General features: G+C 61.7%; 27 protein-coding genes and 2 riboswitches. Of the genes, 12 read left to right on the top strand and 15 right to left on the bottom strand.

The window, feature by feature from the left end; translation table 11 throughout:
• Position 1: 1 nt before the first annotated feature.
• From ACSW29_RS08620 to ACSW29_RS08585, 8 genes are all read right to left on the bottom strand, one after another.
• The gene (locus ACSW29_RS08620; RefSeq protein WP_448277055.1) at positions 2–1,642 is read right to left on the bottom strand and encodes an ABC transporter substrate-binding protein; all 1,641 of its coding nucleotides are present in this window, start codon (positions 1,640–1,642) and stop codon (positions 2–4) included.
• A gap of 148 nt (positions 1,643–1,790) precedes the next feature.
• Positions 1,791–1,880 (bottom strand): putative leader peptide, encoded by a 90-nt coding sequence (locus ACSW29_RS08615; protein WP_310504006.1) that lies wholly within the window; start codon positions 1,878–1,880, stop codon positions 1,791–1,793.
• Positions 1,881–1,888: 8 nt separating this feature from the next.
• Positions 1,889–1,983, bottom strand: a riboswitch (SAM riboswitch).
• Positions 1,984–2,000: 17 nt separating this feature from the next.
• Complete coding sequence (locus ACSW29_RS08610) at positions 2,001–2,591, bottom strand: GNAT family N-acetyltransferase (protein ID WP_448277054.1); 591 nt, start codon at positions 2,589–2,591, stop codon at positions 2,001–2,003.
• Positions 2,592–2,599: 8 nt separating this feature from the next.
• Positions 2,600–3,709, bottom strand: coding sequence for an FAD-dependent oxidoreductase (locus tag ACSW29_RS08605; protein ID WP_347871550.1), 1,110 nt, complete (start codon positions 3,707–3,709; stop codon positions 2,600–2,602).
• 10 nt (positions 3,710–3,719) lie between these two features.
• A complete protein-coding gene (locus ACSW29_RS08600; protein ID WP_317828110.1) occupies positions 3,720–4,691 on the bottom strand; it encodes an ABC transporter substrate-binding protein in 972 nt (323 codons plus the stop codon).
• 34 nt (positions 4,692–4,725) lie between these two features.
• Entirely contained in the window at positions 4,726–5,511 is a 786-nt protein-coding gene (locus tag ACSW29_RS08595; protein ID WP_411742576.1) for an amino acid ABC transporter ATP-binding protein, read from the bottom strand.
• Positions 5,508–6,482, bottom strand: a complete 975-nt coding sequence (locus tag ACSW29_RS08590) for an amino acid ABC transporter permease (protein ID WP_448277053.1) — start codon at positions 6,480–6,482, stop codon at positions 5,508–5,510. The genes ACSW29_RS08595 and ACSW29_RS08590 overlap by 4 nt, the downstream gene beginning before the upstream one ends.
• Positions 6,483–6,591: 109 nt before the next feature.
• Positions 6,592–6,669, bottom strand: coding sequence for a putative leader peptide (locus ACSW29_RS08585; protein WP_374228084.1), 78 nt, complete (start codon positions 6,667–6,669; stop codon positions 6,592–6,594).
• 7 nt (positions 6,670–6,676) lie between these two features.
• Positions 6,677–6,771, bottom strand: a riboswitch (SAM riboswitch).
• Positions 6,772–6,970: 199 nt separating this feature from the next.
• On the opposite strand from ACSW29_RS08585, the gene ACSW29_RS08580 reads away from it, so the two are divergent.
• The 8 genes from ACSW29_RS08580 to ACSW29_RS08545 all read left to right on the top strand — a co-directional run bounded on the left by ACSW29_RS08580 (position 6,971) and on the right by ACSW29_RS08545 (position 13,420).
• Positions 6,971–7,738 (top strand): sulfite exporter TauE/SafE family protein, encoded by a 768-nt coding sequence (locus ACSW29_RS08580; protein WP_230816280.1) that lies wholly within the window; start codon positions 6,971–6,973, stop codon positions 7,736–7,738.
• 37 nt (positions 7,739–7,775) lie between these two features.
• A complete protein-coding gene (locus ACSW29_RS08575) occupies positions 7,776–8,591 on the top strand; it encodes an HAD-IIA family hydrolase (RefSeq protein ID WP_230816281.1) in 816 nt (271 codons plus the stop codon).
• Between the two features lie 288 nt (positions 8,592–8,879).
• The gene (locus ACSW29_RS08570; protein ID WP_448277052.1) at positions 8,880–9,437 is read left to right on the top strand and encodes an alternate-type signal peptide domain-containing protein; all 558 of its coding nucleotides are present in this window, start codon (positions 8,880–8,882) and stop codon (positions 9,435–9,437) included.
• 4 nt (positions 9,438–9,441) lie between these two features.
• Positions 9,442–10,008, top strand: a complete 567-nt coding sequence (locus ACSW29_RS08565; RefSeq protein ID WP_448277051.1) for a hypothetical protein — start codon at positions 9,442–9,444, stop codon at positions 10,006–10,008.
• Positions 10,005–10,649, top strand: a complete 645-nt coding sequence (locus ACSW29_RS08560; protein ID WP_317828113.1) for a signal peptidase I — start codon at positions 10,005–10,007, stop codon at positions 10,647–10,649. Before ACSW29_RS08565 ends, ACSW29_RS08560 begins: the two co-directional genes overlap by 4 nt.
• Positions 10,650–10,677: 28 nt before the next feature.
• Positions 10,678–11,235: a SipW-dependent-type signal peptide-containing protein gene (locus ACSW29_RS08555; protein ID WP_230816285.1), complete on the top strand. Its 558-nt coding sequence runs from the start codon at positions 10,678–10,680 to the stop codon at positions 11,233–11,235.
• A gap of 41 nt (positions 11,236–11,276) precedes the next feature.
• Positions 11,277–12,821 (top strand): signal peptidase I, encoded by a 1,545-nt coding sequence (locus ACSW29_RS08550; RefSeq protein ID WP_448277050.1) that lies wholly within the window; start codon positions 11,277–11,279, stop codon positions 12,819–12,821.
• Positions 12,821–13,420: an alternate-type signal peptide domain-containing protein gene (locus tag ACSW29_RS08545; RefSeq protein WP_448277049.1), complete on the top strand. Its 600-nt coding sequence runs from the start codon at positions 12,821–12,823 to the stop codon at positions 13,418–13,420. Before ACSW29_RS08550 ends, ACSW29_RS08545 begins: the two co-directional genes overlap by 1 nt.
• Before the next feature lie 43 nt (positions 13,421–13,463).
• Here ACSW29_RS08545 and ACSW29_RS08540 read toward each other — a convergent pair whose 3' ends face one another.
• The 3 genes from ACSW29_RS08540 to ACSW29_RS08530 are packed head-to-tail and all read right to left on the bottom strand — an operon-like array spanning position 13,464 to position 15,584.
• Positions 13,464–14,687, bottom strand: coding sequence for an O-succinylhomoserine sulfhydrylase (locus tag ACSW29_RS08540; protein ID WP_448277048.1), 1,224 nt, complete (start codon positions 14,685–14,687; stop codon positions 13,464–13,466).
• The gene (locus ACSW29_RS08535; RefSeq protein WP_230816478.1) at positions 14,684–15,112 is read right to left on the bottom strand and encodes a rhodanese-like domain-containing protein; all 429 of its coding nucleotides are present in this window, start codon (positions 15,110–15,112) and stop codon (positions 14,684–14,686) included. The genes ACSW29_RS08540 and ACSW29_RS08535 overlap by 4 nt, the downstream gene beginning before the upstream one ends.
• A gap of 46 nt (positions 15,113–15,158) precedes the next feature.
• Positions 15,159–15,584, bottom strand: coding sequence for an Rv0361 family membrane protein (locus tag ACSW29_RS08530; protein WP_317828117.1), 426 nt, complete (start codon positions 15,582–15,584; stop codon positions 15,159–15,161).
• Positions 15,585–15,814: 230 nt separating this feature from the next.
• Here ACSW29_RS08530 and ACSW29_RS08525 point away from each other — a divergent pair, with 230 nt between their 5' ends.
• Together ACSW29_RS08525 and ACSW29_RS08520 are read left to right on the top strand one after the other, a co-directional pair.
• Positions 15,815–17,212 (top strand): FAD-dependent oxidoreductase, encoded by a 1,398-nt coding sequence (locus tag ACSW29_RS08525; protein WP_230816290.1) that lies wholly within the window; start codon positions 15,815–15,817, stop codon positions 17,210–17,212.
• 109 nt (positions 17,213–17,321) lie between these two features.
• Entirely contained in the window at positions 17,322–18,161 is an 840-nt protein-coding gene (locus ACSW29_RS08520; protein WP_448277047.1) for an amidohydrolase family protein, read from the top strand.
• Here ACSW29_RS08520 and ACSW29_RS08515 read toward each other — a convergent pair.
• From ACSW29_RS08515 to ACSW29_RS08500, 4 genes are all read right to left on the bottom strand, one after another.
• Positions 18,065–18,547 carry a DUF456 domain-containing protein gene (locus ACSW29_RS08515; RefSeq protein ID WP_448277046.1) on the bottom strand — a complete coding sequence of 161 codons (483 nt, stop codon included), beginning with the start codon at positions 18,545–18,547 and terminating at the stop codon, positions 18,065–18,067. The two genes, ACSW29_RS08520 and ACSW29_RS08515, sit on opposite strands and share 97 nt — an antisense overlap.
• Positions 18,544–19,779: a formate-dependent phosphoribosylglycinamide formyltransferase gene (gene purT / locus ACSW29_RS08510; RefSeq protein WP_448277045.1), complete on the bottom strand. Its 1,236-nt coding sequence runs from the start codon at positions 19,777–19,779 to the stop codon at positions 18,544–18,546. The genes ACSW29_RS08515 and purT overlap by 4 nt, the downstream gene beginning before the upstream one ends.
• 40 nt (positions 19,780–19,819) lie before the next feature.
• Positions 19,820–21,325 carry a GGDEF domain-containing protein gene (locus ACSW29_RS08505; RefSeq protein WP_347871556.1) on the bottom strand — a complete coding sequence of 502 codons (1,506 nt, stop codon included), beginning with the start codon at positions 21,323–21,325 and terminating at the stop codon, positions 19,820–19,822.
• Between the two features lie 256 nt (positions 21,326–21,581).
• Positions 21,582–21,728 (bottom strand): hypothetical protein, encoded by a 147-nt coding sequence (locus ACSW29_RS08500; protein WP_230816295.1) that lies wholly within the window; start codon positions 21,726–21,728, stop codon positions 21,582–21,584.
• 832 nt (positions 21,729–22,560) lie between these two features.
• On the opposite strand from ACSW29_RS08500, the gene ACSW29_RS08495 reads away from it, so the two are divergent.
• Positions 22,561–24,294 carry an ABC transporter ATP-binding protein gene (locus tag ACSW29_RS08495; RefSeq protein ID WP_347871558.1) on the top strand — a complete coding sequence of 578 codons (1,734 nt, stop codon included), beginning with the start codon at positions 22,561–22,563 and terminating at the stop codon, positions 24,292–24,294.
• Positions 24,291–26,357: an ABC transporter ATP-binding protein gene (locus ACSW29_RS08490; protein WP_347871559.1), complete on the top strand. Its 2,067-nt coding sequence runs from the start codon at positions 24,291–24,293 to the stop codon at positions 26,355–26,357. The genes ACSW29_RS08495 and ACSW29_RS08490 overlap by 4 nt, the downstream gene beginning before the upstream one ends.
• Positions 26,358–26,421 lie beyond the last annotated feature (64 nt).

Here is a 26,421-nt window from a genome sequence, read left to right as displayed (position 1 = left end):
ACTACTTACCCGACAACCATGCGTCGTAGAACTGCAGGCGTGACGAGGCTTCGAAGTTCAGATCCTGAACACTCGATCCGGCGCCGATGGCCTGCGAGAGCTCGATGGTGGGAATGGACAGCCCACGGTCGAGGATCAATTCCTGTGCGGTGGATACCAGTTCGCCGCGCTGCCCGTTGTCCGTGGCTGCAAGCTGCTCGGTGAGAACCTTGTCGAGCTCCGGATCTGCGCCGCGACGGTTGAGGTTGCGGCCCTCGGTGCTGAACGACGCCCGCAGGATGTCGGCGTCGGCCCTAGTGCTGTTGTAGTACAGCGAATCGTAATCACCCGACACCCCCTTCTCGGTCCATTCACCGTTCGAGACCAGATTGAGCTGCAGGTCGACGCCGACCTTCTTGAGCTGCTGCTGAACGAGCTCGAGAATGGCCTGATTACCCGAGAACACCGGGCTGAACGTGACGCTGAAAGTGAGCTTCTGCCCGTCCTTCTCGCGAATACCGTCGCTTCCGGTCTTCCAACCGGCTGCATCGAGAAGCTTCGCCGACTTGTCGGCGTCGTACGTCACGACACTGGATTCGTCGGTGTAGAGCGGAGTGGTGTGAGCCAACGGGCTCGTTGCCGGGAAGAACGACGGATCCAGAACGGTGTCGACGAGCTCTTGCCGGTTGATCGCCGGAACGATGGCCTGGCGGACAGACTGATCAGCGAGAACTCCACGACTGACGTTGGGCTGGAAGAAGAAGCTCACGCCCGGGTTCGGCCGGGTGAGGATGCGTCCGCCTGCGCCCTCGATCTGCGGTGCGTCCTGTGGGAGCGCATCGCTGACCGCATCGAGCTGGCCGGAAGCCACGCTGCCCGCGCGCACACCGGATTCGGGGACCACGGTGAAGTCGACGCCGTCGAGGTAGGCCTCGCCCTGATGCGCGACCGCGTCCGACGCCCAGTTGTATCCCGCGCGCTTGGCGATCTTGACACTCTTGTCCTGCTGCCAGTCGGTGTAGACGAACGGCCCGGAGGCGATTACCGCTGCACCGGGGCAGCGCTGCTCGGATGCCAGTGCAGTGGTGGAATCAGCGAGGATTCCGAGCTGCGGCGTCGAAGTTGCTTGCAGGAACTGAACATTGGGTCCAGAGAAATTGATCTTCGCCGTGTGTGCGTCAACGACGTCGGTACCCGTGTAGGAGGACAGGTAGCTCTTCGCCAACGACGCGTTCGGCCCGAGGTTCTTGACCGAATCGAAGGTCTTCTTCACCGAATCCGCCGTCACCGGTGTGCCGTCACTGAAAGTGGCATCGTCGCGAAGGACAAACGTGAAGCTCGCGGCGTCGGGGCTGATCTCCCAACTCTTGGCGAGCCACGGGGTGATCTCTCCGGAGTCGGGATTTTGATCGGTCAGCGAATCCACCACGGTACGAGTGACATACACCGTCTGGTTACTTCCGGCCTGGGCCGGATCGGCGCACGTCGGCGCCTGCGAGAGGCCGTAGCGAAGGGTTCCACCGGACTGCGCGGGACCCGCGTCGGCACCGCTGTCACTTCCGTTGCTGCTGCAGCCGGCGAGGACCGTGCCGAGAACCGAGAGAGCACCGATACCGGCAATTACGGTCGCGCGTTTACGGGCACCGAATGAGGGCGAGGACACCAAGAACTCCTAAAGAGGCATGCCGAAGAGCGCACCCGCCGCCCTGAAGCAAGAAGCTCCGAAAAGGCGATCGAGCACGAATCACTTGTGCAGAGAAGAGAAAACAGACTTGTCGACGACTCGCCTGAGTGTGAATGACTGACCGAGGTCAGTTGGTACAGAAAGATCCCGCGGTGCGGCACAGGTCTACGTGACGACGCGACCAGGCGGTATCGAAACCGCCTTCGACTGCCTTCATTTCGTGTTCCTCCATCGGTCCTGGCGGTAGCACCCGCACCCGATCACTCGGGGGGTTGCTGCGACTTCAATGAGCCAGGTCTCTCGGTCGCTCTGGATGGTCGTTCGCAAGTGTACGAGGTCAAACCCGGGTGTTGTCAACCCGGTCGGTAGGAATTGCTGCTCGGGTCACATTTTCGAGCACTCGAAGTTGTTTCTCGAACGGGTGGACTCCCACCTCTTCGGGCGAGAGTGAAGCGTCGTAAAGCGGTGTGTATCCACTGGACAGATACAGCGCGAGCGCCTCGGGTTGCCGAGGGCCCGTCGTGAGGAACACCCGGTTGTATCCGCGAAGTTCGATCTCTCGTTCCAACTCACGAACGACGACCTTGCCGAGGCCGCGCTTCCGATAGTCGGCCGATGTCCAGATTCTTTTCAGTTCGGCGGTGGTGGAATCGAATTGGCGAAATGCACCGCCCGCAATCGGTACATCCGCGTGGGTGAGCACCAGTAGCGCCCCCTGCGGGTACGCAAATTCTTCTGCCGGGTACGTGGTGAGATCCTCGAGCATCGCTTCGCGAGTTCCGCCGTAACGCGAGCTGTATTCGAGCGCCAACTCCGCAATCAGTGGAGCTGCCAAGGGATCGTCCTGCGATACCGAGTAGACCTCTACCGCGCCGATACCGTCGAGCTGCCGAGTCCCGAGCTCCAGTGCCACAACACTTTCCTCCATGAATCTGGTCAACGCTCCCCCAGCCGAAAAGCTTCCGAAGCGAGAGTGGTTCCGTCGACGAGGTCCGATACAAGTTCACCCAGGGCTGGACCGAATTTGAATCCATGACCCGAGAATCCCGCCGCAACCGTGACATCGCCGACTCGGTCGATGACGAAGTGACTGTCCGGCGTGCTCGTGTACAGGCACGTGATCGACTCGACCTGGGCGGAATCGACGCCGGGTAACCACGACTCGGCGTACTCGACCAATCGTTGCTCACCGTCGACATCAGGGGTGTAGTCGCGGGTCTGCGGAGTCACCACCGGCCCGGTCGCGTGTTCACCGATCTTGATGCCGTCCTCGGAACCGAGTCCGTAGATTCCCGCAGTCTCCAACTGTGCACCCGGGTGGTGAACGAAACTCGGCCACTCGACTCCCGGATCGAGCGGTGCGAAGTGCGCCGGTTGTTCCTGCGTCGTGCGCAGCGTCGGCAATGCGATTTCGGAGCCGAGGCCGCTGTCTGCGATCAGGTCCGCAGTCCACGCACCGGCCGCGATCACGACCTGACGAGCCGCGAGCGTTCCACTCTCCGTCACCACGTCCACGCCGTACGACGCTCGCGCGAGTGCCAGTACCCGAACGTCGTGACGGACCTCGGCACCGGCGAACACCGCTCCCGCCTTCAAAGCGGTCACGGCGCGATCCGCATGCAACCGGCCTGCATCGGGGTGATGGAGCACGGTGGTGTCGAATCGCAGCCCCGGCCAGCGCGCGGACGCCTCGGCAGGAGTGAGGATCTCACCCTTGATGCCCGCCTCGACCAATATCTGCGCCTTGGACTGCACCGCCTGCGGCAGACCGTGATCGACCGCGCCTGTGAGTTCCAGGAACCCGATGTCCGTCGTGGTCTCCAACTCCCGCCACAGCGGCAGCGCGTCGGCCGCCAACCCTGTGTACAGGTGATTGTCGTAGGCCTGACGGTAGATGCGCGAAGTACCGTGCGACGCACCGTGCTTGTGCCCCGGCCCGAACTGTTCCAGCTGTACGACGCTACGTCCGCGCGCCGCGAGCCGCCATGCGGCGGAGGACCCGACGAGCCCTCCGCCGATGACGATCACATCGGGAATCTCACTCATGGACGAGAGCTCACTTGGTCTTCGGAAGGCCGGGCGGGTTGATCAAAGACGTGTCGACGGCTTCACTGGTGATGTTCCAGCGCTCGAGGATCCGCTGGTACGTGCCGTTCTCGATCGTGTGGTTGATCGCGTCATTGATTGCCTTGATCAGACCGTTGTCCTTCTTCACCAGCACCGCGATCTGCCCCTGCAGAGTGTCGCCGGCCCCGGAGAACTCACCGACAACCTCGGTCTCCCCCGACTGCTTGGCGTGGAACTGTGATGACGGGTTCGGCCCGAAGTAGGCGTCGATCCGGCCGGACTGCAGCGGGAGGTAGTAGTCGGTGGTGTTCTGGTAGTAGGAGATGTCGGTGGGCGCCAGGCCGGCCGCGACGTTCTGCTCACTCCACTTGACCAGCAGCGCTTCCTGATTGGTGCCCGAGGAGACGGCGATCTTCTTGCCCGCGACGTCCTTGGGTTCCTTGATGGAAATTCCGGCGCCCTTCTTGGCTTCGAAGGCCAGGGTGTCGAGGCGGTAGGTCGCGAAGTCGTACTTCTCCTTACGCTCCTCTGTGACAGTCACATTGGAGAGGAAGGCGTCAGCCTCGCCGGAGTCGACGCGGACGAAGTTCTGTGCCCAGTCAGCTGTCTGCAGGTCGACCTTCAAGCCGAGAACGTCGCCGATCAGGTAGGCGAAGTCGGTCTCGGAGCCGATGAGGGTGGTGTCGTCGTCGGCGTAGAAGCGGAGCGGCGGAGCGGAACCGGCACTACCGGTGACGCGCAGCGTGCCGCGGTCGCGGATGTCCTGAGGCAGCTCGGCGGCGATGGAATCCACCTTGTCGGTGGTGATGCGATTCTGGTCGGCGGTGAGGTTGTAACCCGCGGCAGCGGTGACCTGGGCTCCGTCGGACTCGGCGTCCGCACTGCTGCACGCTGCGCTGAGCAGTCCGACGGTGGCGACAGCCGAGATCAGGAAAGTGGCGCGACGGGATGGGGAGAACATCAATTTTTCCTTTCGGGAATGTGTCTTGGTCGCGTCAGAGAACGCGGGAGAGAAAAGCCTTGGTTCGTTCGTGAATCGGATTGTCGATCACCTGCGAAGGTGGGCCCTGTTCGACGATGACGCCGCCATCCATGAAGACCGCGGTGTCCGCCACTTCCCGAGCAAAACCGACCTCGTGCGTGACGATCACCAAAGTGGCGCCGTCACGGGCCAGCTGAGCCAGGACTTCGAGAACCTCGCCGACCAGTTCCGGGTCGAGCGCCGAGGTCGGCTCGTCGAAGAGAATGACCGCCGGCCGCAGTGCCAGCGCTCGCGCTATGGCGACGCGCTGTTGCTGGCCACCGGAGAGTTGGCGGGGATACTCGTCGGCCTTGTCCCCCACTCCCACTCGCTCGAGCAGTGCGCGAGCTTCGCGGTACACCTCGTCACGGTCTCGTTTCTGGGCCGAGAGCGGAGCTTCCACCACGTTTTCCAGCGCAGTCAGGTGCGGAAACAGGTTGAAGTTCTGGAACACGAATCCGATGTGTGAACGCTGTTTCAGGATCTCTCGGTCACGCAGTTCGTGAAGTCGATTTCCCTTGCGCCGGTATCCGATCAGTTCTCCGTCGATCCGCACGGTCCCTCGGTCGACCTTCTCGAGGTGATTGAGGGTGCGCAACAAGGTGGACTTACCGGAACCGGACGGGCCGAGAATGACGGTCACTTCACCCTTGCGGACCAGGAGATCTACGCCGGCAAGTACTTCCAGCGCGCCGAACGACTTGTGGATTCCGCGCGCTTCGACGGCGTACACCGTCTCTTCGGCCAGCTCTGCGGTCATCGGGTCGCACCTCTCGGAAAATCGAGACGCGCATCACGAATCTCGTCGAACTTCTTGCGAGCCTTCTGTATCGGAGTCAAAGGAAGAGCGCGGGCGGATCCACGGGCGTAGTGGCGCTCAACGTAGTACTGACCGATCGAGAGCAACGTCGTGAGGATGATGTACCAGATCGTGGCGACCATCAGCAGGGGCACAACTCGTCCGTTGCGGCCGAAGATGACCTGCACCTGGTAGAACAGTTCGGCGATCGCCATGGTGGAGACGATGGACGTTCCCTTGAAGAGTCCGATGACCTCGTTGGCGGCATTGGGGAGGATCGCCCGCATCGCCTGCGGGAGAACGATCTTGAAGAACTGTCGACTGCGCGGAATACCGAGCGAGTGAGCAGCTTCGATCTGACCGTGATCGACCGAGATGATTCCGGAGCGGATGATCTCGGCCGAGTACGCGGCCTGGTGTAGCGCCAAACCGATAACTGCTGCGGTGAATCCGCCGATCACACCACTGACCTGGAAGGTGAAGAACTCCGGCCCGAAAGGTATTCCGAGAGAAAGCGTCTGGTACAGGTACGTGATGTTGAACCAGAAGAGCAGCTGCACGATGAGCGGAATCGAGCGGAAAGCCCAAATGTAGGTCCAGGCGATCACCTGCAGGACCGGGTTCTTCGACAACCGGCCGAGTGCCAGGAACACTCCGAGACCGAATCCGAGGATCGTCCCCCACAGGGTCAGTTTGATCGTCATCCACAACGCGGCAAGCACTGATTTCGCAGTGAAGTACTGCGCGAACGTAGGCCAGTCCCAGCCCGGGTTGACGACGAGTCCGTGAATGAACTGAGCAAGCAATGCCAGCACAACTGCGCTGATCAACCAGCGCAGCGGGTGCCAGGTACGAGCAACGACAAGTTCCGAGTCGGGAAGTTGCGGCTCGGCCACCGACTTGTCGGGGCGGACATCGGTGGGCGCGCTCACGGCGCACTACCTGACGGAATGGACATCACGAATAGACCTTTCAGGGAATGGGGACGCAGCTGTGTTCTCGAGGTGGTGTGCTCGAGTTGCGAAGACGACGGCAGTTCGGTCAGTGACAGTGACACGAAGCGGTGCGGCACAGATCGATGTGACGACGCCTGTGCGCAGCGTGCGAAGTGGAACCCATGTGATGCCTTCCATCGGTCCTGGCGGTAGCACCCGCTCCCGATCACTCGGGGGGTTGCTGCGACGTCGACGAGCCAGGTCTCTCGGTCGCTCTGGATGGTGAGCAAAGACTAGACGCGAAATGCCGAGTCGTCAAATATTGTATTTCCCTGCACTGCAAGGGAAATGAAGGTCTCTCCACGTTGAAATCGCACTGATTCCAACGGTGCCCGAAGCCTTGGCCGCCGTGTTCAATGGAGTGTTCGAATCAAGACCGGGACCGCCGTCCGGACTGACTTTTCCTCTGCCGTACCGTCTGCGGAGTGAGTGGAATCGACGCTTTCTTCATCTTGTTGGCCGGTATCGGTGCGGGCGCGATCAATGCCGTGGTCGGCAGCGGAACGCTGATCACGTTTCCCACCCTGGTCGCCTTCGGCATGCCGCCGGTGACCGCGACGATGTCCAACGCAGTCGGGCTCGTCGCCGGCGGGGTTTCAGGGACGTGGGGATACCGGCGTGAGTTGTCGGGACAGGGGGATCGTCTGAAATGGCAGATTCCGGCGTCGCTCGCCGGCGCGCTCCTCGGTTCGTGGTTGCTCATGCACCTACCCGAGAAACTGTTCGAGACCATCGTTCCGGTGCTGTTGATCCTGGCTCTCGCACTTGTGCTCCTCCAACCACGTATCCAGGCGTGGGCGAAGAAGCGCTCCACCGAAGAAACGGCGCTGTCCACCAAGAGGCTGATGCTCCTGACCGCCGGCACCTTTGCAGTCGGCATCTACGGCGGTTACTTCACCGCCGCGCAGGGCATCCTCCTCATCGGTGTGATGGGTGCCATCCTCCCGGAAACCCTCCAGCGCATGAACGGCGCGAAGAACCTGCTCTCACTGCTCGTCAACATCGTCGCAGCCGGGATGTACATCACTCTTGCCTTCGACCAGATCAATTGGGCAGCAGCCGGATTGATCGCTGTCGGCTCACTCGGTGGTGGCGTTCTGGGCGCCCGCTACGGACGACGCCTGTCCCCCACTGCACTGCGCTACACGATTGTCGTCGTCGGCCTGGTCGGCTTGTGGCGTCTTCTCGCTTGACCGCCCACATCGGGCGGCCCCCGCACATACTGGAGATATGACCAGAACAGACGATCAGACCGGTTGGACCTACCTCATGGACATGGACGGGGTTCTCGTCCACGAGGAGCACTTGATACCCGGAGCAGACACGTTCCTGGCAGAACTGGCGTCGAACGACATTCCGTATATGGTGCTCACCAACAACTCCATCCGCACCCCGCGTGACCTGCGAGCACGCCTCCTCAACTCGGGACTCGACATCCCGGAGAAGTCGATCTGGACGTCAGCGCTCGCTACCGCGACCTTCCTGGCCAACCAGCGTCCGGGCGGCAGCGCCTACGTGGTCGGCGAATCGGGGCTGACCACTGCACTGCACGACATCGGCTACGTCCTGACGGATAGTGACCCCGACTACGTCGTCCTCGGCGAGACGCGCACGTACTCCTTCGAGGCAATCACCACCGCCATTCGCCTGGTCGAGCGCGGATCGCGGTTCATCGCCACCAACCCCGACGCCACCGGGCCGTCGCGCGACGGCTCTCTACCGGCAACCGGCTCGGTCGCCGCTCTCATCACCAAGGCAACCGGACGCGATCCCTACTACGTCGGCAAGCCCAACGCTTTGATGATGCGCTCAGCCCTGCGGTCCATCGGCGCTCATTCGGCCAACACATTGATGATCGGCGACCGCATGGACACCGACATCGTCTGTGGCCTCGAAGCCGGACTGCAGACGATTCTGGTGATGACCGGGATCTCGACCCGCGCGTCGGTCGAGCTCTACCCCTACCGCCCGACCATCGTCCTCGAGTCAGTCGCCGATCTTGTGGGAACGACAACCGATCCATTCCGTAGCAACACAAACAATTGATTCAAATTGCAAAACAAAACCGCGAGTCGGTAATTAGCCGGCGAAAGAACGGTGAATTTGCCAGAATCCGACTAGTCCGCTTTTTCCAACTAGACAAACAATCGGTTTTCTTCAGACCAGAATTACATAATGGTAGTTATACACAGTTCAGAAGCGGTTTTCTGGACCAGAAAAGGTGGATCGCAGTCGAAAAAGAATTTGCGACAAAGCAGTAACGAATCGTTTGCCGTGGATGATACTCATTTCTGAACGACCCATTTCGGGTCCCAGACATGAAATGAGATTTTCATGAAGAAGCAGACCAAGGGCGCGATCGCTGCTGCGGCGGCCGGTGCCCTCCTCCTCGGCGGTGCGGGCTCGCTCGCAGTGTGGAGCGACTCAGCCGACGTCGGAGGCGGCGGACCCGTCACTTCCGGTGCACTCGACCTGAGCGCCTGCGCACCGGTCGGCGGCGGTTGGAACTCCCTCAACCCAACGAAGACCGCAATCACCAACATCTCGGCTTACCGCATCGTCACTACCGAGAGCATCGAATACACCTGCGACGTCACCGTGACCGCAGTGGGCGATCGTCTCGCGGCTGTTCTGACCGCGGATACGGCCGGCATCGTTCCGGGTGCCAACAGCGCCGAACTTGCCGCCGCTGTACAGCCGGTTACGACCATCAAGGATGCTGGTGGCAACCCGATTTCACAGATCACCAAGGTACAGAACGGCACGATCGTGCACGTCGGAGTCCGTCTGAACTTCACCGAGGTGGCCAATCAGGTCGCACAGAATCAGTCGCTGAACTTGGCGGCGATGAAGTTGGTCGTCACTCAGCCAGCGCTGACTCCGGCTCCGTAATTTCATGAGGAAAAGGGTCTGGGGAGCTATCGCAGTCGCGGTGGCTGCTGTAGCGGTGTTCGCATCGTCACAGCAGTCGCTCGCACTGTGGTCCGATTCGGCGAGCGCGAGTGGTGGGACCGCAACTGCCGCCAGCGTCAACCTCACCGTTGGCACATCGGCCGGAACCAGTGCGGCCTACTCCCTGGCGAACTTGACGACGGCCGCGACGCCTATCGTCCCGGGGAACACGGTGCAAGCTCCGCTCACCGTCAAGAATTCGGGGTCTGATCCTCTGCAGTGGCGAATGCAGTCGACGACCACACTTCCGGGATTCACGTTGACCACGTACGGAGTTGCCAACGAAGGTGCCTGCCCTGCCGGCGTCAACACCACGGCCCCGGCAGTGACCCCATTGACGTCCGGATCGATGAATGCATCGCTGCAATACCCGGTTTCTCCCGCGTACATGCCGACTCCGCTCGCATCTGGTGGCACATACGTCCTGTGTCTGCGGCTCACGGTGGAGGCTGGTGCGGTTTCCGGTCAGACGAACAACGCCACCTTCACGTTCCAGGCAGGGGCGGCATGACGAAACACTCGACCAAACGCGGTGAACGTACCGGCCCTCTGTGGTGGGTCACCTCGATTGTCAGCTGGACACTGCTGTTGGCGATTTCGGCTGTCATCGTCGCGACCATCGTCGTCCCCTTCTTTGCCGGCGCACAACGCTTCACGATTCTGACCGGTTCGATGCGCCCGACGTACAACCCTGGATCACTGGTGGTAGTCAAACCTGTCGATCCATCCGAACTTGGGATCGGTACACCCATCACCTACCAGCTCGAATCCGGGCAGCCAACCGTCGTCACGCACCGGATCATCGCCACAAGTGAAAACCAGAAGGGTGAAAGAACTTTCATCACCCAAGGCGACGCGAACGGTGAACGCGACGAGAAAGAAGTACGGCCAGTACAGATCCGGGGAAAGGTTTGGTACAGCCTTCCGTATCTCGGCTACGTCAACACTTGGCTCACAGGAGAGCAGCGGATCGTGATCGTGGTGATAGTCGTGACGGCACTACTGCTGTACGCGGCCTACATGATGATCAGCGGCATCCGCGACGGCCGGAAGGAGCGAGCTCGAGCCCGATTGGCTCCTGACCCTGCAGCTTCCAACGTCACCGACTCCGTCCAGATCGAGAGAGGCCAACACGATGCCCTCGCACCCTGACCGTCCGGCCCACCGGATTCGTCACCTGTTGACCAGCACGCGTTTTCGCGCGCTGCTCGCACTGGGGATGGTGCTAGGCGTCGGCGGTGTGACCACACTCGCGGCCTGGACGTCCTCCGCCACTGCGATTTCGGGAAACATCACGACCGGGTCGATCAATCTACAGTTGAACACCACAACCCAACCCATGCTGACCACAACACTGAGCTTCAGCCAACTCGGCAAAACCGGGATGCTCCCCGGCGACTCGAACTCCGCCATCGTCAAAGTCAACAACGTGGGGGCAGGCGTGAATCTTCCTCTGAAATACACGATTACTTCCACCAGCGCCGGCGCACTGACGACCTACTTGCGGATGACTGTGTCGTCGAACGGAACTGTGGCCAACAAATGCACAGATGGCAGCAATGTGGTGTCGTCTTTACCCCTGACCCTCACCGCAAATCAGGCGGTCGGTGCGCCCGACCGTTCTCTGGCTGTCGGGGCAACCGATAATCTCTGTGTCTCGGTGACGCTTCCGACAAGTCCGACCCCACCGACGAGCAGCTCGTCGAGCGTCGTCCTGAACTTCTCGGCAAAGGTGTGAGCGCCGTGTCACGACATACCAATATTCGACCGAAAGCCTCTATGCCGAGGCGGATTCAGGAAATCCTGCTCACGGTCGGAGCCCTCGCCGGTCTGGCATCCATCGCCTTGTTCGTTGCCGGCTTCGCTTTCGGTATCACGCCGCTGATCTTCAAGAGCGGATCGATGTCTCCCACGATCGATACCGGCGCGCTGGCATTTGCGCGCACAGTGCCTGCTTCGGAAGTTCAAGTCGGTGACATCGTCAGTGTCTACGACAACCAAGGCGTTCGAATCACCCATCGTGTCGACACGATCGAGCAGCAAGGCAACAATCTTGCCGTCGCACAACTGCGCGGCGACGCAAATCCCGTCGCAGACCCAGATCCTTACGTCATCACCGAAGCGGATCGAGTCTTCTTCAGCGTCGGCCGACTCGGCTATGCCGCAGTCTGGTTGTCAGGGCCGAGTGGCATTGTCCTCGGTGCGATTGCCGTCGGGGGACTGCTGTACATCGCATTTCGCCCCCGAAAGAGAGCGGATGAAGGGGAACCCGGGCTGGATCGTCAGGATTCGCGCGGCGATTCCCACGCCTTCAAGGCAATCGTCGCATTGGCAACGGTCGGTCTCAGCGTGACGGGCATTACGAACATAGGTGGAACACAGGCCGCCTTCACGGGCACGGCGACAGCGGGCAGCATTTCGTTCAGCACTTCAGCAAGCTTTCCGAAACCTCCCGCATCAATGACCTGCTCGGACAAGGGAACTTCCGTCCTGCTCGCTTGGCCTGGCGTTGCCACGGATACATTTCGAATCATCGTCCGAAATGCAACCAACACCACCCAACCTCCGCTGATCAGAGACGTGACCGGCCTCTCGACGACCCTGACGTTGTCCGATCTGCCCAGCGGCGGGATTCTCCTGTCGAACACGAACTACGATGTCGAATTACACGGACTCGGTGGAAGTTACGTGACACCGGAATACACCGGGTACCGCATCAGCAGTTCGACACTGCTCATCATCCTCAATGACATGGCGTGTGTATCCGGACCCACGAGCGGAACCACGGCAGCCTCAGCTCCGGCCGCTCGGTCGGCGCTGGTTGCGCAAGCTCAGAGTGCTACGACCACCACCCCCACCGCAGCAGTCAGTTCGGTCACACCTTCACCCACGACTACTCCGAGCGCATCAACAACCACGCAGGCCACGACAACTACCAGCACAACTACGCCCTCGACAACCACCTCGTCACCGGCTACAGCTACGCCGTCCTCAGCGACAACGACCAGGACAACGACACCCGAAACAACTACGACCACCGCGAGCGAGGTTCCCATCGACGCCCCGGCGACCACGACCGGTCTCAGCGCCCAGAAGCTCTCGACTGTCAGTGGAACCGTTGTGTCCGTGTCGAATTCATCAGGGACTGAGATATACCGAGGTACCGTCGACACCGACGCTGTCCTCCACTGGCTCACCGGAACTGATCAGTTGTATGTGATCACCACTGCAGGCGTCACCGTCATCGACACGTCAACGGGGGTCTGGGCCGAATCTCCCGCCCCGAGCGAACTTCCGGACGAGATCAAGGCATTGGTGCCGTGATGAAAAAAACGACGAAAGCCGCAATGGCAGTCGCCGCGGCCGGAGCTGTATTGCTCGGCGGTTCGGGCACATTGGCGAAGTGGACGGACAGCGCGACTTTGACAAGCGCCGCCGTCCAATCCGGGAGGCTGGAGCTGGGGGCATGCGTCACCACGCAAGGGGGAGGGTGGTATTCACAGGTGTACGTGAACTACGACCCCAATCCGAACCCACTCGTACCCATCCCCGATATCACTACGTATCGACTCAAGCCCGGATACAACTACACATTCTTCTGCGACTCGGTAGTCACGGCCACTGGTCCGAGATTGAAAGCCAACGTCATGGTCGACAAGTCCAAGCTGAGCGGCGGCATCGCCACTGCCCCCAACGTCGGCCTTCGAACCTATGTAACGGATCAGAGCAACAATCTGCTCTATGACAGCAGCGCACCCGCACCCAACGTCGGAGTGGTCACCTCGGCGCTGAACAACACCTATCTGGCGGCCCAGGTGCTGTTCACGATCTACCCCGCTGACACGACGAGCTCAGGTCTCACGCTGAATACGACGGCGTTGACGATCGACGTCGAACAACTGGGTCTCACGCCCGCGCCGTAGAACGCCTTGCCGACGGAAGTTCAAGGCAAGGCGCTCTAGCGATTCAGCCGAGAGCTCGCTTCAGATCAGCCAACAGATCAGCCGTGTCTTCGAGCCCGACGGACAGACGCACAACGCCATCTGTAAGACCCACTGCCGCACGGCCTTCCGGACCCATCGCCCGGTGCGTCGTCGTGGCGGGATGAGTGATCAAGGACTTGGAGTCACCGAGGTTGTTGGAGATGTCGATGATGCGCAGGCCGTTGAGAACCTCGAATGCCCGCTTCTTGCCCTCACCGTCGGAGGCGTTGAGCTCGAATGTGACAACGGTTCCGCCGCCGCTCATTTGAGACTTCGCGAGCTCGTGCTGCGGGTGTGAAGTCAGGTACGGATACTTGACCCACTTGACGCCGGAGTGCTCTTCGAGGAATTCGGCGATCTCGAGGGCCGAAGCCACGGAGTGCCGAATGCGGACCGGCATGGTCTCGAGACCCTTGAGCAACGTCCACGCGTTGAACGGGCTGAGCGCAGGTCCGGTGTGCCGCATCAGTTCTCGAACGGGACCGCTGATGTACTCCTCGGTTCCGAGGATCGCGCCACCGAGCACGCGACCTTGACCGTCGATGTGCTTGGTGCCGGAGTACACAACGACGTCGGCACCAAGATCGAGGCTGCGCTGCAACAGGGGTGTCGCGAAGACGTTGTCCAGCACTACCTTTGCCCCGGCCGTATGAGCAAGCTCCGACACCCGCCGAACGTCGACGAGGGACTGCATCGGGTTGGACGGCGTCTCGAAGAACACCGCCGTGGTGGGCACGGACAGCGCCTCTTCCCACTGCGCATTGTCCTCGCCGTCGACAAAAACGACCTCGACGCCCCAGCGCGGGAGAATCTCGTTGCACACCACGAAGCAGGATCCGAAGAGGCTGCGCGCGGCAACCAGTCGGTCGCCGTTGCCCAACAGCGCACCCAACGCCGTGAAGACGGCTGACATTCCGCTGGCCGTCGCAAAGCAGGCTTCCGCGCCTTCGATCAGACGAAGACGCTCTTCGAACATCTTGACCGTCGGGTTGCCGTAGCGAGAGTAGACAAAGTGATCCACCTCGCCGGTGAAGGCTTGTTCGGCGGCTTCTGCACTCTCGTAAACGAATCCGGAGTTGAGGAACAGCGCTTCGGACGTCTCCTCGAACCCGGTGCGCATCAGTCCGCCGCGAACACCGAGAGTGCCGAGACCGACGTCGTCCGGCAGCGCTCGTTGAAATGCGCCACCCTGTGGAATTCCACTCACTGCTGCCTCCATGGCAGGCCGATGGCCCGCCAACCTACAAGTCCGCGATGTCCGTCGGCACCCAATGCGCCTTCGAACCCGTCGAGCACGTTGAACGACGGGCCGATGCCCGCCGCAGTCGCAGCTTCCGCCGCACCGATGGAACGCTGTCCGGATCGACACAGGAAGATCACCGGACGCTCCGACCCGGAGGAATCGGCAGTGATGCCGGCTTCCTTCAACTGGTCGACGAAGTTGTCATTGCGCGCGCCGGTCGGGTGGCTCACCCATTCGATCAGTGCGGCCTGCTTGCCGAGGGACGAGACATCGGGGACACCGACGTACTTCCACTCTGCATCGGTCCGCACGTCGACCAGCACGGCGTCGGGGTTTTCGCGGAGCAGCTCCCAGGCTTGCTCCGGCGTCAGATCGCCTGCGTAACTCACGTAGTCCATGTTTTCACAAGACTGCCGTTGGCGCCTGAGCGGGCCGTCAGTTGCAGACGACCCAGCGGTTGCCGTCACGGGTCAGTGCCCAGGTCGAGACTCGATCTCCCGCTCCGCCGCCGGTGATCGTCACGTCGGCCCGGGCACGATCGCCATTGACCTCGACCTTGTCCACGCCTTTGAGTTCGACGGTCCCGTCCACGCCGGCCAGCGGACCAGTGCTCGAATTGAAGCTCGCACAGGTCAGGGTCTTGACTGTCTCCGCGTCATCTCGGTTCTCGGCATCGACGTAGTCGGTGACGGAACGGCTCACACGGTCGGACTCGGTGACGTTGTCCTCGGCCGGCGAAATCCACGACGCGACAAAGATTCCACCCAGAATCAGGGCGACGATGGCGACAGCCAAGAGGAACGGCCCCGCAGACGCCTTCTTGCCATCGATGTTGTCGGATTCGCGAAGCTCGTCACTCATAATGCCAATACTCCCCCACAACTTGAAATTGTGGCCCGCCAAGGATCAGGCCCCTACCCCGAATACCCGAGACAACAGGAGAATGGGAAGAAAGAATAGGTTTACCCACAACCGATCGAGTGAGAGTGTGGATCCGTTCGGCCGCAACCGAGGCACTGTGCTTAGGTTCGGCTAAATTGGATACTTGTCGATATGTTGTCCGAACTTCGAAGAAGGTAGCTGTCCTCACGATGACTGACTCCAACCGCCCACTCCGGGTCGCGATCGTCGGCGCCGGCCCCGCCGGCATCTACGCCGCCGACGCCCTCATGAAATCCGACACCGCAGTCTCCGGCCGCGGCGTCAGCATCGACCTCTTCGAGCGTATGCCCGCGCCCTTCGGCCTGATTCGTTACGGCGTCGCGCCTGATCATCCGCGTATCAAGGGCATCATCACCGCCCTGCACAAGGTGCTCGACAAGCCTCAGGTACGCCTGCTCGGCAACATCGACTACGGCACCGACATCACCCTCGACGACTTGCAGTCGTTCTACGACGCGGTCATCTTCTCCACCGGCGCCAACGCCGACCGCGCGCTCGGCATCCCGGGTATCGAACTCGACGGCAGCTACGGCGCGGCCGACTTCGTCTCCTGGTACGACGGCCACCCCGACGTACCTCGTACGTGGCCGCTCGAAGCCGAGAAGGTCGCCGTCCTCGGCGTGGGCAACGTTGCGCTCGATATCGCCCGTGTCCTCGCAAAGACCGGCGACGAACTGCTGCCCACCGAGATCCCCGCGAACGTCTACGAGGGCCTCAAGAACAACAAGGCCGTCGAGGTTCACGTCTTCGGACGCCGCGGCCCGGCCCAGGCCAAGTTCACGCCTCTCGAACTGCGCGAACTCGACCATTCGCCGACCATCGAGGTCATCGTCGACCCCGAGGACATCGACTACGACGAGGGTTCCGAGCAGGCTCGCCGCAACTCCAAGCAGGTCGACATGGTTGCGAACACCCTGCAGGACTGGGCAATTCGCGACGTCGGAGCTCGCCCCCACAAGCTGTTCCTGCACTTCTTCGAATCTCCCACCGAGATCCTCGGTGAAGACGGCAAGGTCGTCGGCCTGCGCACCGAGCGCACCCAGCTCGACGGCACCGGCAACGTCAAGGGCACCGGCACGTACAAGGACTGGGATGTCCAGGCCGTGTACCGCGCCGTCGGTTACCTCTCGCAGAACGTCACTCAGCTGCCGTTCGACGATCAGGCAGGCACCGTTCCCAATGATGCCGGACGCGTCGTCGCCGACGACAACGCCGAAGGCGCGGCCCGGTTCATGCCGGCCACGTACGTCACCGGCTGGATCAAGCGCGGCCCCGTCGGCCTCATCGGCCACACCAAGGGTGACGCCAACGAAACCGTCGCGAACCTCCTCGAGGATTCCGTCAACTTCGCCGGCGCCGCGAACCCCGACGAGAACGCCGTCATCGAGTTCCTCGAAGGCAAGCAGGTGCCGTACACGACGTGGCAGGGCTGGTACCGCCTCGATGCCCACGAGCGCAGCCTGGGTGAGCCCGAGGGCCGTGAGCGCATCAAGGTCGTCGAGCGTCACGACATGCTGAAGGCTTCCGAGCCCGACCGCACCAACTGAGTGCACAGAAGTAACTGAACAGAAGCCGCCTACCGGCCCGACGCGACCCAGGTCACATCGGGCCGGTGGTGTGTGCAGGCACCCAGGACGACAGGGCAAAATAGACTCCGTGTTTGACGCCCATGTGCATATCATCGACCCGCGCTTCCCGCTGGTCGAGAATCACGGGTACCTGCCTGAGCCCTTCACCGTCGCCGATTACCGGGCGCGAGTTGCCTCGCTGAAGGGCCTGAGTGTGGACGGCGGAGCGGTAGTAACCGCGTCGTACCAGGGCAATGACCAGGAATACCTGAAGGCCGCACTGTCCGAACTGGGCGAAGGCTGGGTGGGCGTCGCCGCTTTACCACTCGATGCGACGGACGAAGACATCGTTGCTCTGGATGCACTGGGAGTGCGCGCCGTCCGGTTCAACCTGCGCCGCGGCGCCACCGACCTGCGTCTGCTCGCCGATCTTGCCAACCGCGCATTCGATCTGGTCGGCTGGCACGCGGAGTTCTACGTCGATGCCACACTGTTGCTGTCGTTGGAACCTGTTTTCGCCAAATTGCCCGCGGTGAGCATCGACCACCTGGGAATGTCGACCCGCGGACTGCCGTATCTCCTCAACCTCGTCGACCGTGGGGTACGCGTCAAAGCCACCGGGTTCGGCCGCACCACCATCTCCGACGTCGGCGATGTTCTGCGACAAATCCATGCGGTCAACCCCGCTGCGCTGATGTTCGGCACCGACTTACCCGGCACACGGGCACGTCGAGCTTTCGAGGTCCACGATCTGGACGTGATCGCCGAAGCGGTCGGCGGCGACCTCTCCGCTGTCATGGGCGACAACGCCCGCTCCTGGTACCGCTGCGGTCAGGTGAACGCGACGGCGCCCAGCCACAGCCCCGCGGCGATCAGTGCTCCGAACAGTTCCACCAGCATCGACAATCCGACTGCCTTCACCGCGTGAAGCGTCGACGCCCAGGCGATGTCGTAGCGGCGCAGTCGCGCTAGTTCGGCGAAGTACGTTCCGACGATGAATCCGAGGAACAACCCCACCACCGGGATCACGAAGAACCCGATGATGCCGACGACGCCACCGACCACCACCGACAGGTTGGGCACTCCCCCGGACTTCATTCGCTTGCCGGGCCACGTGTACTTGACGATCCCGGTGACCACCAGCGCCAGCGTGGACAATGCGAACACCGTCCACGCCGTCGCGCCACCGGTCATGCTCGCCCACACCAGAATTGCACCGAAAACGAGAAGTGTCCCGGGGAGGATCGGAACGACGACTCCGATCAGACCGACCAGGATGACCAGTCCGACGAGGACCTCGGCCGCTGGACTCATCCGACGGGACGCACTTTCGACGCGGCTTCGCGGGCGCGGGCGCGGGCGGTCGGGACATCAGCAGCCGTCGACACCGCAACACCCATGCGACGACGTGTGAAGCTCTCCGGCTTGCCGAAGAGTCGCAGGTCCGTCTCGGGAACCGCGAGAGCCTCTGCGACACCGTCGAATCCGATCCCCTTTGCCTCCACACCGCCGTAGATCACTGCCGACGCTCCCGGCGCCGTGAGTGTCGTGTCGACCGGCAAGCCCAGGATCGCGCGGGCGTGCAATTCGAACTCGGAAAGTCGCTGCGTACGCAGAGTCACCAATCCGGTGTCGTGCGGCCGTGGGCTCACTTCGGAGAAGAAGACGTCGTCGCCCTTCACGAAAAGTTCGACGCCGAAGACACCTCGCCCGCCCAGAGCCGTGGTCACCTTCTCGGCGACGTCTCGGGCCGAGGCGAGGGCAACCGCGGACATCTGCTGCGGCTGCCACGATTCGATGTAGTCGCCGGCGTCCTGCAGGTGCCCGATCGGCTCGCAGAACGACGTCTCGACCTCACCGCTCTCACCGACGGCGCGAACCGTCAATTGGGTTATCTCGTAATCGAAATCGACAAAACCTTCGACGATCACCCGGCCGTGATTCACACGACCTCCGGCCATCGCGTAATCCCAGGCGGCGTCGAGATCGTCGGCGGACCGAACAGTCGACTGTCCCTTCCCCGACGAGGACATGACGGGCTTGACGACGCACGGGAAACCGATTCGGTCTGTCGCTGCCTGCACTTCGGCAAGCGAGTCCGCGAAAGCATACGGCGAAGTGGGCAGACCCAACTCTTCGGCTGCGAGTCGGCGGATTCCCTCACGATTCATCGTGAGCTGGGTAGCGCGAGCGGTCGGAATGACCACCGCGCCCCCGCGCTCTTCGACGAGGGCAAGAGCGTCCGTCGCGATGGCCTCGATCTCGGGAACCACGAAGTGAGGCTTTTCCAACTCGATGACGGCAAGCAGCGCTTCCGGATCGGTCATGTCGACGGTATGAGCACGATGAGCTACCTGGTGCCCAGGGGCGTCGGGATACCGATCCACCGCAATCACTTCGACGCCCAGACGCTGCAACGCGATGACAACTTCCTTACCCAACTCGCCTGATCCCAACATCATCACGCGGATGGAGTTCTCGGTCAGTGGAGTCCCGAATCGGAGCGGAAGGGTCGGCAGGTACGAAGGCGTCGAATCAAGCTGCATGGGTGCGACTATATGCCAATCCCGATGCAGGTCAGCGCAGTTATCGGCCGTCCACCACACCTTCGCGGTCAAAACCACGTCTGATCGTTCGTGGTACGGCTGGTTTGCGATAGGTGCGGGTGACCGTGTCCGGCTCGGAATTCTGTTGCGGCAAAGCATCGTTGCCGACCTGGCGCACTTTCACGAGGTTGCGCCCGGCACGCTTGCCGTCGTACAGAGCCTCGTCCGCGACGCTCATGAGGGTGGCCAACGTCGGCGTCGCATGATCGACCCACGCGACTCCGACGCTGACTGTGCTCGTCACGTCTGATTCGGCCGAGTACTCGACTTGTGCGCCGCGGACGGCCTCGGCGACGTCGACTGCTCGCGTGAAACTGCAGTCCGGCAGCAGAATGGCGAACTCCTCGCCGCCAAGCCTTCCGATCAGATCGCCGTCGGACAATCGGGCAGCGGCCCGTTCGGCGAAGTTAGCGAGAACGCTGTCACCGGTCATATGTCCGTGAGTGTCGTTGATGCTCTTGAAGTGATCCAGGTCGAGCATCAGCAGGCCGACCGGGGACTGCGCGCGGGCCGCGTTGGCAAGTTCCGATTCCGCATGTCCGAGAAAGGCGCCGCGCGAGAGGACCCCGGTCAAATGGTCGAATTCCACCGCGAGAAATAGTTCGCGCTCGGCAGCACGACGTTCCTCGGTCGCACAGGCCACCGCGATCGGCCCCAACGCGATCAACGTGACCGCAATGGACGTGATGACGTCCTCGTTCGAACTCGAGGTGCCCTGGTCCCCGATATCGAGTCGACCGCTACCCGCCATCATGAGTGACCACACCGACCAGACCACGGACACGAAGGCAGTACTCGGGACCGAGATACGAGTGGCACACCAGAGGAGAGCTGGAATCGGCAGGACCAGCGCGATCGGCCCTTCGATGTTGAGGGCGATCGGCACGCAGGCTGCAGTCGCGAGCAGGGGAACGCTCACTGTGGCGACGGTTTTGACGGTCAGTGTGCGGCGGAACTCGGCAAGGCTCGACGGGATGGTGAGAGTGAGAATGAGAGGAAGGACCAGCAGGTACGCCATTACCTCGGTGGCACCCCAGTGGACAAACGTGTCGGTGAAGGACTGACCGCGAAAGAGACGGTCCAAGGCGCCTGCCGTAGCCGCGGTACCAGTCGCCGCGACGAACGAGACGAAGACCATCCACACCAGCGACTGCGAATCGACCAATCGGAACGGAGTGCGCTTCAAGTAGTGCAGAGCAAGGACTCCGACCGTCACTCCGGCGACATTCGCCCCGTTCAACTGCACCGCGAGCGACAGGGAGTTGCCGGTCACCAGGTCAGCGCAAACGTATCCGACCGTCGCGGCGATCCACGTCGGCCACTCGATCAGAACCGGCCACCTGACCATCATTCCCAGCAGCAGGGCGTTCGCGCACCAGAACGTCGCGAGCAACCCTGGTGGGCGCGTGAGGATGCCGATCAACGAAGCCGCAAGCACGACGGACAGCACGAGGAGTAGACGCAGAAAGCGACTTGTCCTAACCATGCGTCACCTCGCGGTCTGCTACCTCTTAAGACAGGAGCACTGGACGTCGCGACACGTTTGCATGCCGTCGACGGTATGTCGATGTCGTCGATCCATCGTACGCAGGTGCGCCCACCGCTGGCCTTCGTTCGATCGCCGAAAACACCACCTACGAAAGCCCGCGAATACGGGTGCCCTCCGACCACGAGAGTGGACAGAGGGCACCTGCAATGCAATCCGAAGTGCAGAGCCGTATGGATCTGCCGGAAAAGGATGACTATTCGGCGGATCCACTGGAGAGACCCGAAAGCGAACCGGTGGACGAGCCCTCGGCCTCGCCGGACAGCGATTCGGTGGGAACGGACTTGAGGAAAGCGCCGAGCGCCGTGAGCAGGGGTCCGAGGGTGCTGAGTGATCCGAACATAAAGGTTTCTCCTGTATGTGAGGTGGTGTGATGTTCCAGCGCCAGACCGGCCGCAGGCGGCGACCGGAATGGTTCGGGAACTCCTGCCGCGCGGAAAGCGGAACCGCCCCCCGAACAACATCCCGAGTTGTGATGTAGCGCACTACCTTGGCGCTGTGTGCATTTATAGACCGACTACTCGCGCTTGTCCAGCTACCGAATAGCTACCATCGCGGATCGCTCGTAACACCTTTCGGCATAAGTGCAGATCAACGGGCAGTTTCATAAACCGGATCATTGCCATATGTGATTTAGCTCACACCTGGGACGCTAAAGGTGCGGCTCGCAGACAACTGCAAGCGACACTTTCGAACAAATGACACTTACTTATCAGCATCCGATCCGGTTCCGGGGTGAGTGAGCCCTTTTCTCGGGATGCAGTTGTGGTCACGAACGCGAGGGCGTTCTTTGCGGAAGGCGCCGAGATTCTGGATCGAGGTCATGCGGCCACTCCCATGCATGTTTCGAAAGTCGTCTGCGCTCGAACGTCAGATGGTCGAACGTCAGGAGTTCGTTTCAATCGCTCCGCCCCTTTGTGGCCAAGCTATATACGTACGTCCAGTTTGTTTATTTTCAAGAAGAACATGACATATTGGATCCAAATGTCAACCATCAGTTCGGGCGTTGTGACCTGAATTCAATCTCGAATTCAATGTGTTCTACATCACAGCCAATTAGGGCAAAAGGATGCAATCGTCAGAGTCGGTGCCGACCTCGACCGCGATCTGTCATACCGTGTGCGTGTGATCAATCGCGAACGAGCGGCAACCCACGCAACTCACCGGGAACCGTCGTGTTAGCAAAACTCCTCAAGGCGTACCTGCCGCCGTACCGCTGGTTGCTTGCCGGAGTCCTCGCACTTCAACTCTTCGGGGCTATCGCGTCGTTGGTCCTCCCCACGCTCAACGCGCGGATCATCGACGACGGCGTCGCCCGCGGCGACACCGGGTTCATCATGTCCACCGGCGGGATCATGCTTCTCGTCTCGCTTGCGTCGATCATCGCGTCGGTCGCGTCGACCTATCTGGCCGCAAAGTCCTCGATGGGTTTCGGCCACGACGTTCGAGGCGCCTTCTACAAGGCCGTCGGCAGTTTTTCGGATCGCGAGTTCAACAGTTTCGGCGCGCCGACCCTGATCACACGAAACACCAACGACGTCCTGCAGATCCAGGCCCTGGTGATGCTGACGTCCTCGATGCTCGTCAGTGCACCGTTGATGTGCATCGGCGGCATCATCATGGCGCTGCGCGAAAACCTTCAGATGTCATGGCTCCTGACGATTTCGGTACCACTGCTCGGCATCACCGTCTCGGTCGTGGTCGCCAAACTGATCCCGCATTTCCGGACGATGCAGACGCGGATCGACAACATCAATCGATCACTGCGTGAACAGCTCACCGGTATGCGCGTCATTCGCGCCTTCGTTCGCGAACCTGACGAGACGATCCGTTTCGACAAGGCCAACAAGGAACTGACCGACACGGCACTCCTCATCGGCCGCTACCAAGCGGTACTGCTACCCACCGTCATGCTGATCGCCAACCTGTCGAGCGTCGCGGTGCTGTGGTTCGGCGCGCATCTGGTCGATACCGGAGACATGCAGATCGGACAGATCAGCGCATTCCTGGCCTACGTGATGCAGATCCTGATGTCGGTGGTCATGGCAACCATGTTGGCCGTGGTGATCCCGCGCGCAGCCGTGTGCGCAGACCGCATCAAGGAAGTCCTCGACACCGAGCCGACCGTGCCCGCACCCGCCCAGCCGCTTCGTCCGACATCTCCTTACGGTGTTGTCGAGTTCGGTGGAGCCGGCTTCACGTATCCGGGAGCAGAAACGCCGGTCCTGTCGAATGTTTCGATGCGATGCATGCCAGGCACGGTCACCGCGATCGTGGGCAGTACCGGTAGTGGCAAATCGACCCTGGTCTCGCTCATCCCCCGACTCTTCGACGTCACGGCCGGCGCCGTCCTGGTCGACGGCTTGGACGTCCGCGGCTGGGATCAGGACGAACTCTTCGCCAACTTCGGATACGTGCCTCAGAAGGCGTACCTGTTCGCCGGCACGATTGCGAGCAATATCCGCTACGGAAACCCGACGGCCACCGACGACGACATCTGGGCAGCCCTCACCATCGCTCAGGCAGACGACTTCGTCAGGGAACTGTCAGACGGTCTCGAGTCACCCATCGCCCAGGGCGGCGGCAATCTCTCGGGCGGACAAAGACAACGTCTCGCCATCGCCAGAGCTGTGATCCGCAGACCCCGGATCTTCGTGTTCGACGATTCGTTCTCGGCACTCGACATGCACACCGACGCTGCAGTCCGGCGCGAACTTCGTACGGTCTCGACGCATTCGACTGTCATCATCGTCGCGCAACGCGTCGCGTCCATCATCGATGCCGACCAGATCATGGTCCTCGAGGACGGCGCTCCTGTCGGCCTCGGCGACCATCAGTTCCTCCTGGCGAACTGTCCGACCTACCAAGAGATCGTGGCTTCCCAGATTCCCGCGGAGATGAGCGCATGACCAGCCCGCAGGACCCGACATGGGGCAGCCCCAACAGCCAGTACTTCGACGATGCGCCGACCGTCGTGTTCGACAAGATCCCGAACGAGCCGGAATCCGCGGACGGCGAGGCGAAGTCGAGTAACCCCGAGAATCCCGACAAAGAGTCGAAGCCCGCGCTGACCGCGACGGACACCAAGCCACGCCACTTCAAGGCGACGATGAAGCGGCTTCTCTCGCTTCTGCAGCCACACAAGTTTGCAGTCTGCTGTGTCGTCGTTGCGACGATCGCCAGCATCGCACTCTCCGTCGCGGTGCCGAAGATCCTCGGTCACGCGACGGACCTCATCTTCGCCGGGTTCATCGGCAAGAGCCTGCCGGCCGGGCTGACCCGCGATCAGGCAGCGGAGGCGATCCGGGCATCAGGAAATTCGACGTTCGCCGACCTCGTCGCCAACTCGACCGATGTCGTTCCCGGTGTAGGTCTGAACTTCGACGCCATCGGCAACGTCGTCATGCTCGCGATCGGCGTGTACTTGCTCTCGTCGCTGCTGGCCTGGTTGGAAGCATTCCTCCTCAACATCATCGTCCAGAAGACCATCTACAACCTGCGCGCCTCGGTCGAGGCGAAGCTTCACCGCCTGCCCCTTCCGTACTTCGACAAGACACCGCGCGGCGAGATCCTCAGCCGCGTCACCAACGACATCGACAACATTTCGTCGACGTTGTCGTCGACATTGACCTCGCTCCTGACGTCGGTGCTCACCGTCCTCGGTGTCCTGACGATGATGTTCGTCATTTCTCCGATGCTCGCCCTGATCGCGCTGATCGCCGTGCCGGTATCGGTACTGCTCGTTGCCAGGGTCGCCAAGCGCGCACAGGTCTTGTACAAGGCTCAGTGGGCCGAGACGGGCAAGATCAACGCACAGATCGAGGAGAACTACAGCGGTCGCGATCTGGTTCGCGTGTACGGGCATCAGGCCGAAGCCGAGCGTGAATTCGCCGAGCAGAACAAGAAGCTCCTCGACGCGTCCTTCGGCGCACAGTTTCTCTCCAGCCTGATCATGCCGGTCATGAACTTCGTCGGAAACATCACCTACGTGCTGCTCGCGGTGGTCGGCGCACTCAAGGTCGCCAGCGGCAACATGTCACTCGGTGACGTTCAGGCGTTCATCGTCTACTCACGCCAGTTCAGTCAGCCGCTCACGCAGATCGCGTCCATGTCGACGAGCCTGCAATCCGGGGCCGCGTCGGCCGAGCGGGTCTTCGAGCTTCTCGACGAGCCCGAGCAGTCACCCGACATCGACGTGCCGCTACTCCCCGAGCCTGCCGGACGCCATCGCAACGTCGGTCACATCGAGTTCGAGAACGTCTCCTTCCGTTACGAGCCAGACAAGCCGTTGATCGAGAACGTGTACCTGACGGCTCGGCCCGGGCAGATGGTCGCCATCGTCGGACCTACCGGCGCCGGCAAGACCACCTTGGTCAACCTGCTCATGCGCTTCTACGAAGTCGACTCTGGCCGAATCACTCTCGACGACGTCGACATCTCGCAGATGCGCCGCTCCGACTTACGCAAGCACGTCGGCATGGTTCTGCAGGACACCTGGCTCTTCGGCGGAACGATCCGCGACAACATCGCGTACGGCCGGCTCGACGCCAGTGAATACGAGATCCACGAAGCCGCACGCGCCGCCTTCGTCGACCGCTTCATCCACACGCTCCCGGACGGGTACGACACCGTGCTGGACGAGGAGGCGTCGAACATCAGCTCGGGCGAGAAGCAACTCATCACGATCGCCCGAGCATTCCTGTCGGAGCCCTCGCTGCTGATTCTCGACGAGGCGACGAGCTCGGTCGACACACGTACGGAACAGCTTGTGCAGCAAGCAATGTCCGCGTTGCGCGTCGGGCGCACCAGCTTCATCATCGCGCACCGGCTCTCCACCATCCGTAACGCCGATCTGATCGTCGTGATGGAGGCGGGCAAGATCGTCGAACAGGGCACACACGACGAACTCATCGCAGAGGCGGGCGCGTACTTCCGTCTCTACAACGCTCAGTTCGAGGGTGCCGCCGTCTAGTGATCGGCGCCTCCCTTGGCGGACACAGTGCCCCGGAGCACACCTGATCGATTCGACACGTTAC

Source organism: Rhodococcus sp. GB-02 (assembly GCF_053470465.1).
Note: the sequence above shows the minus strand (reverse complement) of the source record. Positions and strands in the feature narration are given on the sequence as shown.

Coding starts and splice junctions, on each gene's coding strand:
- purT (WP_448277045.1), bottom strand. CDS start 19,779: ATGCAGCTTGATTCGACGCCTTCGTACCTGCCGACCCTTCCGCTCCGA.
- ACSW29_RS08565 (WP_448277051.1), top strand. CDS start 9,442: ATGAGGAAAAGGGTCTGGGGAGCTATCGCAGTCGCGGTGGCTGCTGTA.
- ACSW29_RS08490 (WP_347871559.1), top strand. CDS start 24,291: ATGACCAGCCCGCAGGACCCGACATGGGGCAGCCCCAACAGCCAGTAC.
- ACSW29_RS08505 (WP_347871556.1), bottom strand. CDS start 21,325: ATGGTTAGGACAAGTCGCTTTCTGCGTCTACTCCTCGTGCTGTCCGTC.
- ACSW29_RS08585 (WP_374228084.1), bottom strand. CDS start 6,669: ATGGGTTCCACTTCGCACGCTGCGCACAGGCGTCGTCACATCGATCTG.
- ACSW29_RS08595 (WP_411742576.1), bottom strand. CDS start 5,511: ATGACCGCAGAGCTGGCCGAAGAGACGGTGTACGCCGTCGAAGCGCGC.
- ACSW29_RS08500 (WP_230816295.1), bottom strand. CDS start 21,728: ATGTTCGGATCACTCAGCACCCTCGGACCCCTGCTCACGGCGCTCGGC.
- ACSW29_RS08575 (WP_230816281.1), top strand. CDS start 7,776: ATGACCAGAACAGACGATCAGACCGGTTGGACCTACCTCATGGACATG.
- ACSW29_RS08550 (WP_448277050.1), top strand. CDS start 11,277: ATGCCGAGGCGGATTCAGGAAATCCTGCTCACGGTCGGAGCCCTCGCC.
- ACSW29_RS08600 (WP_317828110.1), bottom strand. CDS start 4,691: ATGTTCTCCCCATCCCGTCGCGCCACTTTCCTGATCTCGGCTGTCGCC.
- ACSW29_RS08570 (WP_448277052.1), top strand. CDS start 8,880: ATGAAGAAGCAGACCAAGGGCGCGATCGCTGCTGCGGCGGCCGGTGCC.
- ACSW29_RS08560 (WP_317828113.1), top strand. CDS start 10,005: ATGACGAAACACTCGACCAAACGCGGTGAACGTACCGGCCCTCTGTGG.
- ACSW29_RS08515 (WP_448277046.1), bottom strand. CDS start 18,547: ATGAGTCCAGCGGCCGAGGTCCTCGTCGGACTGGTCATCCTGGTCGGT.
- ACSW29_RS08525 (WP_230816290.1), top strand. CDS start 15,815: ATGACTGACTCCAACCGCCCACTCCGGGTCGCGATCGTCGGCGCCGGC.
- ACSW29_RS08545 (WP_448277049.1), top strand. CDS start 12,821: ATGAAAAAAACGACGAAAGCCGCAATGGCAGTCGCCGCGGCCGGAGCT.
- ACSW29_RS08615 (WP_310504006.1), bottom strand. CDS start 1,880: ATGAAGGCAGTCGAAGGCGGTTTCGATACCGCCTGGTCGCGTCGTCAC.
- ACSW29_RS08610 (WP_448277054.1), bottom strand. CDS start 2,591: ATGGAGGAAAGTGTTGTGGCACTGGAGCTCGGGACTCGGCAGCTCGAC.
- ACSW29_RS08530 (WP_317828117.1), bottom strand. CDS start 15,584: ATGAGTGACGAGCTTCGCGAATCCGACAACATCGATGGCAAGAAGGCG.
- ACSW29_RS08605 (WP_347871550.1), bottom strand. CDS start 3,709: ATGAGTGAGATTCCCGATGTGATCGTCATCGGCGGAGGGCTCGTCGGG.